Annotated in this window: 6 protein-coding genes; all 6 read left to right on the forward strand. The window is 56.4% G+C overall.

Annotation, left to right across the window (positions count from 1 at the left end):
• Positions 1-3: 3 nt before the first annotated feature.
• The gene (locus ACFSUS_RS27225) at positions 4-1,929 is read left to right on the forward strand and encodes a sensor histidine kinase (protein ID WP_381527932.1); all 1,926 of its coding nucleotides are present in this window, start codon (positions 4-6) and stop codon (positions 1,927-1,929) included.
• Between the two features lie 218 nt (positions 1,930-2,147).
• Positions 2,148-2,630 (forward strand): helix-turn-helix domain-containing protein, encoded by a 483-nt coding sequence (locus ACFSUS_RS27230; RefSeq protein WP_381527934.1) that lies wholly within the window; start codon positions 2,148-2,150, stop codon positions 2,628-2,630.
• 133 nt (positions 2,631-2,763) lie between these two features.
• Complete coding sequence (locus ACFSUS_RS27235; RefSeq protein WP_381527936.1) at positions 2,764-3,636, forward strand: c-type cytochrome; 873 nt, start codon at positions 2,764-2,766, stop codon at positions 3,634-3,636.
• Between the two features lie 88 nt (positions 3,637-3,724).
• Entirely contained in the window at positions 3,725-4,840 is a 1,116-nt protein-coding gene (locus tag ACFSUS_RS27240; RefSeq protein WP_381527938.1) for a PLP-dependent cysteine synthase family protein, read from the forward strand.
• A gap of 25 nt (positions 4,841-4,865) precedes the next feature.
• Positions 4,866-5,546 (forward strand): short chain dehydrogenase, encoded by a 681-nt coding sequence (locus ACFSUS_RS27245; protein ID WP_381527941.1) that lies wholly within the window; start codon positions 4,866-4,868, stop codon positions 5,544-5,546.
• 424 nt (positions 5,547-5,970) lie between these two features.
• Positions 5,971-10,266: putative Ig domain-containing protein (locus ACFSUS_RS27250; RefSeq protein ID WP_381527943.1), on the forward strand; the 4,296-nt coding region annotated here is incomplete at its 3' end.

The raw sequence follows: 10,266 nt of genomic DNA on the forward strand, positions 1-10,266 counted from the left end.
CCTATGCGTACCGGTCTGTTCCTTTTTTTGTTGTCGCTATGTATCAGCAGTCGGGCCCAAACCCTACCGCTGATTGATTACGATAGTCTCTTTCAACGGCGGATGGCGGTTCTGTCGCCCGTGCAGCGATTGGTATGGGCCGAAAAGTATGCTGTATTTCTGATCGAACATTCCCGCTTCGGTGAAGCCAGGACTTTGTTACAGGCTTCGTTAAAAGTAGCGCAACAGGCTCATTTAACCGCCTGGACCGCCCGATTCTACGAGCTGTCAGGGTCTGTTGAAGAAACCAACGGTAATCTTGTCCGGTCCGTTGATTTTTTCCTCCAGGCACTGGCTATCTACCAGGCCACCTATGCTTTTGAACAGCAGCAAAAACTGTGTGTTCATCTTATCTCAGTTTTTACTAGCTTTCAAGATTTAGCCAAAAGACAGGTATACAGTCGGCAGGCAGCTACGTTACAACGTGAGTATCGTCAACTGTCCATACTGCCGTTTATGTACGCAGATAAGGCGGATGATTTCGTAATTGCCGGAAAACTGGATTCTGCGCTGGCTTATGGTCGAAAAGCTATGACCATTTTATGGGTGACCCGGAAATGGCAACAATTTTATGGTTACCTGGATGGCTATGGCGTTCTATCAACGGATGGGGGTATGTACCGCGAAGCGGAAAAAACCTTTCGCCAGTGCCTGACTTACAGCCTCCAGCAGGGCGATCAGCGACGCGAACTCTACGCCTACATCCACCTGCCCGAACCGTTGCTACACCTGGGCCAGCTGGGCGAAGCCGAACACTACGCGAAACTGGCCTTGAGCCGGATCGAACTCGATCCCGAACGCCAGGATGAACACCGAACGCAGGTCTATGAGTCCCTAACGCACATTGCCGAAGCCGGGGGCCAGTTCAAACAGGCACTGGCCTACGAACGACTGAGCAATCAGTACCGGAATGCCGTGCGGAGTGTGGAGAAAAACCGGCAGATTGCCGAAGTAGAAGCCCGCTACCAAACCGCTCAAAAACAGACCCGCATTAACCAGCTCAGTATTGATAACCAGCGTCAGTTAACCCAAATCAGTTGGCAGGCGGCTGGCCTGATCGCCCTGATTGCTCTGCTGGCCCTGGCCCTGTGGCAGTATCGCGTCATCCGGCAGGCGAATGCCCGGCTGAGAGCCTCCAGCCAGCTGGTGTCCGAAAACAACCGGCAGATTAGCCAGCAGTCCGACCGGTTGGGCGTGCTGATGCAGGAGTTGCACCACCGGGTCAAAAATAATCTGGCCATCGTCTCGAGCCTGATGCGGATGCAATCCAGACGACTCGACGACCCACGGGCGGTACAGGCCGTACAGGATGGACAACGGCGGGTAGAAGCCATCTCGCTGATTCACCAGCAGTTTTATCAGACCGAAAACCTGGCCGATGTGCCTATCAAAGCCTACGTGACCGAACTCACCGAGAACCTGTTGCTGGGCTACGGTTTTGACCCCGACACCTTCGACTGTCAGGTCGAAGTAGCTGATATCCATTTGGATGTGGATGTGGCCGTACCGCTGGGCCTGGTTTTGAACGAAGTGCTGACGAATGCCTTCAAATACGCGTATACCAACGTAGCAAAACCTAAGCTGAACGTTCGGCTCCAGCCAGTAACGGATGGCCCGGCAACCGGACTACTCGTTGAGGTCCAGGATAATGGTCCCGGACTGGACGGTCCCGGACTGGATGGGACCGACGCTCGGCTGGAGCGGTCCGCCGATGCGGGGGCAAGCCCGACTGTTTCCTGGCGAAAAGGCTCTTTTGGCCAACGACTGATTCGTGAACTGACCGGCCAGCTAGGGGGTGAGATGAGTCTGACGACCCGAAACGGCACCTACTTCCGGCTGTGGATTCCGACCCCGGCCGGGACTGGTGCGGCCAATCCCGGCCGGGATTGAGTCTCCTGGCCTGGATTGGCCGGGCTCGTCATTATAGCCAGTTATACCAATTGTCTTTTTTGGTTTACTACCAAAATCCGGTCGTTCATGTACCGGATTTTGTCGTTTATGCCCCTTTCCGGGCGGGGTGAAAGATTACCCGCCAGTTTTACACAGACGCATTAGCAAAGCTATTCCGGATTGAGACCCATTTATTGTTCACAGTCAATCAATCAAGTATGATAACCAACTCGTTTGTTGGTCTGTCCCATCTCAACCAACTGATCGGTAAACAGCGGCAACGGGAGTGGGTCCAGACCAGTCGGCGTACTCCTAACCCGGCATCGCTCCCGCCCCCCGCCGAATCGGCCGATCCCTTTCTGAGCCACCTGTATGCCCTGATCGAAGCCAACCTGAGCGATTCCGGCTTTGGCCTCGATCAGATGCTAAGTGAACTGGGCATGAGCCGCACTACCCTGTTCCGCAAGGTAAAAGCCCGGACTGGGCAAACCGCCCATGAACTGCTGCGTAACTACCGCTTGAAACAGGCAACCCACTTCCTGCGGGCCGGTGTCTCCATCAGCGAAACCGCCTGGCAGGTGGGCTTCGAGAGTCGGGCCTACTTCAGTAAGTGCTTTCGGGAGCTCTATCGGGTGAGCCCCAGCGACTTTATGACGCAAGTCAAATTAGACGACCTTTCCACGCATTTCTTAGTGCTTTAACCCAAAAATGGATCATTTGTCATCCTGTTTGGATCATTTGTTATCGTCTGACGGGGTGGCCACCCTCTACTTTTGACCCAGACTTAGCTCATTCACGTACCTACTGAATTTCACGTATCTACTCTCTTTAACCATGCTCAAAAAAATACTCAAATGGACCGGCATCGTACTAGGTAGCCTGGTTCTGCTGCTCCTCGTCTTTTATGGTGTTGTGTATACACAAACCGAAGCAAGTATTAATAAAGTGTACAACGTAAAGCTTCAGCAGCTGTCCATTCCCGACGACTCGGCCTCGTATGTCGCGGGTCGGCACATTGCTGAGATCCGGGGGTGTGTGGGTTGTCACGGGGCTAATCTGGCGACGGGTGAAGTATTCGCCGACGAAAACTCGCCCATTGGGTACATCCAGGCGTCGAATATCACGGCTGGCAAGGGGGGCATTCAATACACCGATCAGGACTGGATTCGGGCGTTGCGGCATGGCTTGGGGAAAGACAACAAACCGCTTTGGTTTATGCCCTCGCACGAGATCTGTGGCTTGTCGAATCAGGACATGGCGGCTGTGATCAGCTACGTTAAAAAGCAGCCGCCGGTCGATAAAACGACTCCGCAGAAATCGATCAAGCCACTGGGCCGGATTCTTACGTTTGTGGGCGAGTTCCCGTTACTACCCGCCGAAGAAATCAACCACAACGCTACGTATGTAGACGACGTCAAAATGGTGGTCAACGCCGATTACGGAAAATACCTGGCCGTAACGTGTACTGGTTGCCACTCAGCCAATTTCAAAGGAGCTCCTTCCCGTTCGCCCGAACAGCCGCCCATCCCCGACATTTCATCGACCGGACACCCGGGCAACTGGACCCAGCAGGAATTTGTCCAGGTGTTTCATACCGGCAAAACTCCCGAGGGCCGGGTATTGAGCAAGTACACGCCGGTTAAATCCTTTACGTATTCCGACGATGAATTGAAAGCGATTTACCTGTTTCTGCACGAGTTGAAGTGAACAGAATGGAAGGCGTAGCAGCCAATCCGCTGTGCCTTCCAGGCGTACGAATGATGTGTTATAGCGAATCCTAGACAAAACCCGATCTATGCATCCCCTTCTTCTTTACCCTCAACGCTTTACGTATACTGAAGATAGTTCTGTGTTAACAGAAACGGCCCTGACACCTGCTGTCCAGAAAAAGTTTGAACGACTTTGGCACCTGGTCGGCAACACCCCCATGCTGGAAGTATTCTATACCGATCAGGGACAGCCCCGTTCGCTCTACGTAAAATGTGAGCAATACAACCTGACCGGCAGTATGAAAGACCGCATGGCGCTTCATGTCCTGCATCAGGCGTATCGGGAAGGCAGGATCAGACCGGGCGACCGTATTGTGGAAGCCACCAGCGGTAGTACGGGGATTGCTTTTTCGGCCATTGGGCAGGCGCTGGGGCACCCCGTTACGATTATCATGCCCGCCGGGGTTAGCCAGGAGCGGATTGACATCATTCGGAGTCTGGGGGCCGACGTCGTGCTGTTCTCCAAAGAAGAAGGCGGTTTTATGGGTGCCCTTCAACATTCGGAAGAAATGGCCGCCTGCGACCCGTGCGTTTTTTTGCCCCGCCAGTTCTCCAATACCGATAACACGGATGCCCACCGCCTGACCACGGGCAAAGAAATCTGGCGCCAGCTGGAAAGCGTCGACGTTATACCGGATGCTTTTGTGGCCGGTGTCGGTACGGGGGGGACGGTCATGGGCGTGGGCCGTTACCTGAAATCCCGAAACCTTGACATTCGCGTTCATCCGCTCGAACCCGCCGAATCGCCTACGTTATCGTTAGGCTATAAAACCGGAACGCACCGGATTCAGGGCTTCTTTGATGAGTTCGTTCCCGGTATTCTCCAGTTAGACGAGCTGGATCATGTGGTGCAGGCCAACGACGGCGACGCGATCCTGATGGCCCAGAAACTGGCCCGGCAACTGGGGGTCGCGGTGGGGATTTCGTCAGGAGCGAACCTGGTCGGGGCCATTAAGCTACAACAAGAGATGGGCCCCGACGCCCGTGTGGTGACGGTTCTGTGCGACTGCAACAAAAAATACCTGAGCACCGACCTGGTTCGGGAAGAGTCGGTCAAGCCGGGCTACATCGCTCCCAGCATTGAGTTTACGGATTATCGCCCCATCAGCCGCCTGCTGGCTGACCGACCGAGTGTGTTTTAAAGGTATCTCATCACCCCATACGATCATGAACGTATTACTTATCGGAGCCTCGGGCACCATTGGCAAAGCTGTCGCCGACCTTTTTATCGAGCAGGGGTTTACGCTCATCGGCGCATCCCGTTCCACGCAACCTGGCGTTGATTTCACCGACCTGGCCAGTATCGATGCCTTTTACGAGCAGGTCGGCGAACTGGATGCCATTTTGATTATTGGCGGTGATGCGGCTTTTGCCCCACTGGATCAACTAACTGATTCCCAGATTGAGCTGACGCTATCGAGCAAGCTGATGGGCCAGATTAACATGGCACGTAAAGGAATTGCTAAGCTGCGGCCCAATGGGGTGTTTGTGATGACGGGAGGCATGCTGGCGTATACGCCCTGGCCCGCAACGTCGATGGTGGCCATGGTCAATGCCGGCCTGGAAGGCTTTGTCCGGGCGGCTGCCCTGGATATGACCCAGGACCGCCGGCTGGTGATTGTTCATCCCCCGCTGGTGGCCGAAACGGCTGGTTTATTTGGCTTGGATAGCACCCAATACCCAACGGCGGCTACCGTAGCCAGGGCCTATCTGGAAGCCGTGGAGAGCGAGAATGGAACGGCAGTGTTTGTAAGCGGCTACGCTCCAGCTATAAGCTCCAGCCTGATCGACAGTAATACCGATGATCAGGACAGCCGTGATCCCAGTCTGACCAACTACATTATTTAAAATAATTGCCTACCGGATGGGCTTGGCGAGTGCGGTCCGCCGGTTGAGCGTAGTCTCCAGGCTACGCTGGGCCGTTATCCGGTCTCTGACCGGTGCTATCTCTGACCGGTCAGAGACCGGATAACACTTGAGCGAAGTTTGAAACTTCGCTCAACGGTCACTCGCTCAACCGCGCTCACCCAATCAGCCTCTCAAGGCTAACCAATCGGTCTTAAACGTATCGTCTTTGGCAAAAATGGATCATTTGTTATCGTCCGACGGGGTATTGGCACTCTACCTTTGGCCTGGCCATCGACGCGGCTAATCTGCTTTGCTTCCTGGAAGAACCCAGAACGGCCGATGTCTTCACCCGCAGCGTAAAAGCAGTGGGTGAAGACATCCGATTTACTTGAGTACATCCCAGTTCCTTTCACTGAATACGCTTATGAAACCACCTTTCCGCTTCCCGCTTCCCGCACTCCAGCGGCTTGTTTATTCAGCCACCTCCCTGCTCGTGGGGCTGACTTTTGTTCTGTCTAGTCACTCCGTACTAGGCCAGGGCATATACGCCACCCCTGGGCTCTACAACTACACCGTTCCAGCGGGCGGTCCTTTCCAGATTCGCGTAACGGCCCGGGGGGGCGATGGGGGCGAGCTGGGTAATGGCGGCAGTGGGGCCACGATTGCCTCCACCGTCACGGTTCAGAGTGGCGACGTATTAACTGTAATCGTTGGTCAAAGCGGCCGATCCACTGCTAATTACAGTGGTGGTGGGGGTGGTGGCGGGTCGGCGGTCATAGTGAACCGTAATGGAACCCGTGCCGTGTTGGTGGCCGCGGGTGGTGGCGGTGGTGGCGGGTCGGTAACTTCTCCTCCTTTTGGAACATTTATGTATCCAGGCGGGGGCGGGCAAGGCCTGGGGGCAACGAATGCAGGTAAGGGGGGCATAACTAACCCAAACGATGATAATGCCGGTGGTGGTGGCGGGGGTGGACTGGCCGGCCCGGGTAGCAACGGGGGTGGGGATACGGGTGGCAATGGGGGCGGGGCCGCCAGTTTGACAGCTGTGAGTGCTGGTGGTGGGGTGTTTCATGACACTTTCCAAGTCAATGGAGGCAGTGGTTTTGGTGGTGGTGGGAGCTTTGCGGGCGATTTCGGATCTATAGTAGCCAGGGGTGTGGGTGGTGGTGGTGGTGGCTACGGCGGGGGAAACGGCGCAATTTCCGGGAGTTTCACCGGGGCAGATCGCGATAATCCAATTTACCATGCCACCGGCGGATACTCCTATGTGGCTATTAGTGCCATGAATACCTCGATAACCCCGGGAACGGCGGGAGGCAGTCAGAACGATGACGGCCAGGTTACAATTACGTTTCCCCAAAACACCGCCAGGGCAACCCTTAGCCCCGACCAGAGTACTTGCCCGGGCCTTTTTCGTACACTACAGGGCACGGTTAGTGCTACGGGGAGTTGGACACTGGTACTTAGCGATGGCACAGTAGGTACAGGTAGTGGGACAACCTTCTCAATTCCAGTCAGGCCGGTCAGTTCTACAACTTATACCATTGCATCGTTGAGCGACCAACGGGGATTTGCTCCGGTCAGCAACCTGACGGGGCAGGCAGTTATTACGTCTAATCCCGGTCCCACCGTTAGTTTAACCAGTAATGGCCTCATCGGTTGTTCTCCATATAATGTAACGCTGACTGCGTCGGGGGGGACCTCCTATACGTTCAGTAGTGGGAATACGATCCTGCCGGGCGATCCCGCCAGCAACATTCGGGTTGTTCATGATCCGGGAAACTATTCAGTTCTGGGGATTGATGGTAATGGCTGTGTGAGTTCGGCCACTACTACTGTCAACCAGTCGACAGCACCGCCACAGCCATATACGTTCACTCCCGAGGGGAGTGTCCTTTTCTGTTCCTTTCCCAGCACGCGGATAGGAGTAGCTGTTTTGGGAGCAACAGCTATTAAGTCCTATACATTCATATACGGAAACACAATCATTCCTGGGGACCCAGCCGACCCATATCGATACGTTACAAGTCCTGGGGAGTATACCGTACTGGTGACGGGTATTAATAATTGCACGGCCTCAGCCACCCAGACGATTACCAAAGCGAATGAGGTCCTGCCAGTAGTGAGTTTAGCCAACAATGGCCCGCTTACCTGTGCCCAATCCAGTGTGACGCTGACGGCAACCAGTGATCAATCGGGCCCCTATACGTTCAAAAGCGGAAGTACTACCCTGGATGAAATGGGGTCTAGAAACACGCGCACCGTCAGCAGTCCGGGGGAGTATACCGTAGTCGTAATGGGGTCCAATAGCTGTACCAGTTCAGCAACCACTACGGTGACCCAGTTGCCGTTGACTCCGCCCACGGTGAGTTTAACCAACAACGGCCCCCTTTCCTGTGCCCAATCCAGTGTGACACTGACGGCAGTCAGTAATACGGCTACGTCTTATGTCTTCACCAATGGCAGTACTCCCCTGGCCGGTTCGCCAACCAGCAAGACGCGCGTCGTCAGCAGTCCAGGAGTATATTCGGTGGTGGTAACCGATGCAAATGGGTGTACCAATTCGGCCAGTACGACCGTCACTGCTACCAGTTCCCCCATCGCCGTTGTTAATCCGGCCACGACATCTTTCGTGGTGAATCAGGCGGTAAGCCAAGCTTTCACGGCCTCGGGGGGCGTTTCCGGATCGCCGGGCCGTCCCTACAGCTTTAGTGTGGCCAGCGGGAGTCTGCCACCGGGCCTGAGTCTGTTGGCTGATGGCCAGTTGTCAGGCAGCCCAACCCAGACTGGCAGTTTTACGGCCGTCATTCAGGCCACCGATGCCAATGGCTGCTTGGGAGTTGGCGTTCCCTACGAACCGATTGTGTCGCTCTCTGCCGTCACGGGTCCGGCCGCCACGTACGCTACCCCTGGTCTCTACACCTACACGGTCCCGGCGGGTGGTCCTTACCGCGTCTGGTTGACGGCCCGGGGCGGAGATGGGGGCGCGGAGTCGCTCGGCGGCACTGGGTCCCGTGTTGAGGGGTCTTATTTTGTTCAGAGTGGTGATCTCTTAACGGTGATTGTTGGCCAGAGTGGCAGGCTCTTCAGTAGGGGCGGTGGCGGTGGCGGTGGCGGTTCAGCGATCGTGTTGACCCATAGCGGTGTCCAAACGCTGCTGGTGGCTGCTGGCGGTGGTGGCGGTGGCGGGCAAGCAACCATAACGCCGGGTGGTGGTGGCCAGGGCCTTGGCCCCAGTACCGGTGGCGTGGGTGGCCGATCGACTGCTAATTACAGTGGTGGTGGTGGCGGTGGTGGCCTGAATGCGCCAGGGGGCAATGGGGGCAGCGGTTTTGATCCGGGCGGCACGGGCGGTGGAGCCGCCAGCTTAACGGCTCCAAGTGTCGGCGGGCCGTATAGAGGTTCTGAAGATGGGTCTGGAGGTAGTGGTTTTGGCGGTGGTGGGGGCGTGGGCGGAGGTGACTCAGTGCCAGGGAGACCGGTCGGTGGTGGGGGTGGAGGTTATGGTGGTGGTGATGGCGGAGATAATGGAGCTCCGGTTGATGGAGCCACGGGCGGCTATTCGTATGTGAGTCCCGCTGGCAGTAACACCAGCGTAACGCCGGGTATCGGCGGAGCCAGTCGGAACCGGGAGGGCGTAGCCACCATTGGCTTTGGCCAAAATACGGCTACCGCAGCCATCACAACCACCAACCTGGCGGTCTGCCAGGGCACGCCCTCGCTCATAGAGGGCACCGTTAGCGCTACAGGCAATTGGACCCTGGTGCTGACTAACGGCCTGACGACCACGGGCAGCGGAACCCGTTTCTCGATCCCTGTCAGCCCGGCCAGTCCCATTACGTACACCATTGAATCGCTGCTCGATGACCAGGGCTTTGCCCCGGTCAGTAACCTGAGTGGTCAGGCTAGTGTTACGTCAATCAAACCGGTGCCCACGGTGAGTTTAACCAATAACGGTCCGCTGACCTGCACTCAGCCCAGTGTTACCCTGACGGCCTCGGGAGCGACCGCCTATACCTTTACTACGGGCAGCCTGAGTCTGGCTGGTGATCCGGCCAGTAATAACCGGGTCGTGACCAGTCCGGGCACTTATTCAGTGGTGGGCGTCTCTCCGAACGGTTGCACGAACTCGGCCACCACAACGGTGACCAGTGTTGCCACGGTTACCGTGGTCAATCCGGCCACGGCGCTTTTTGTGGTGGGTCAGGCGGTGAGTCAAGCTTTCACGGCCTCGGGGGGCGTTTCTCCTCGCAGCTTTAGTGTGGCCAGCGGGAGCCTGCCGCCGGGCCTGAGTCTGTCGGCTGATGGCCAGTTGTCAGGAAGCCCAACTCAGACCGGTAGTTTTCCGCTCATCATTCAGGCCACCGATGCCAATGGCTGCCCGGGCCTTGGTACTCCGTACGAAGTGAATATAACGCAGCCAGTCGACATGAGTTTGACCGCCACATATACTACCCCTGGTCTCTACACCTACACGGTCCCGGCGGGTGGTCCTTACCGAGTCTGGTTGACGGCCCGGGGCGGAGACGGGGGGGCGTATTCGATCGGCGGCACGGGGGCCCGTGTTGAGGGGTCTTATACGGTTCAGAGTGGTGATCTCTTAACGGTGATTGTTGGCCAGAGTGGTAAGTTGGGCCTCGGGGGCGATGGTAACGGTGGCGGGGGGGGGGGCGGGGGCGGTTCAGCAATCGTGTTGACCCATAACGGTGTCCAAACGCTG

The sequence above is a fragment of the Spirosoma soli genome (assembly GCF_042684525.1).
In the GTDB taxonomy this organism is placed as follows: domain Bacteria; phylum Bacteroidota; class Bacteroidia; order Cytophagales; family Spirosomataceae; genus Spirosoma; species Spirosoma soli.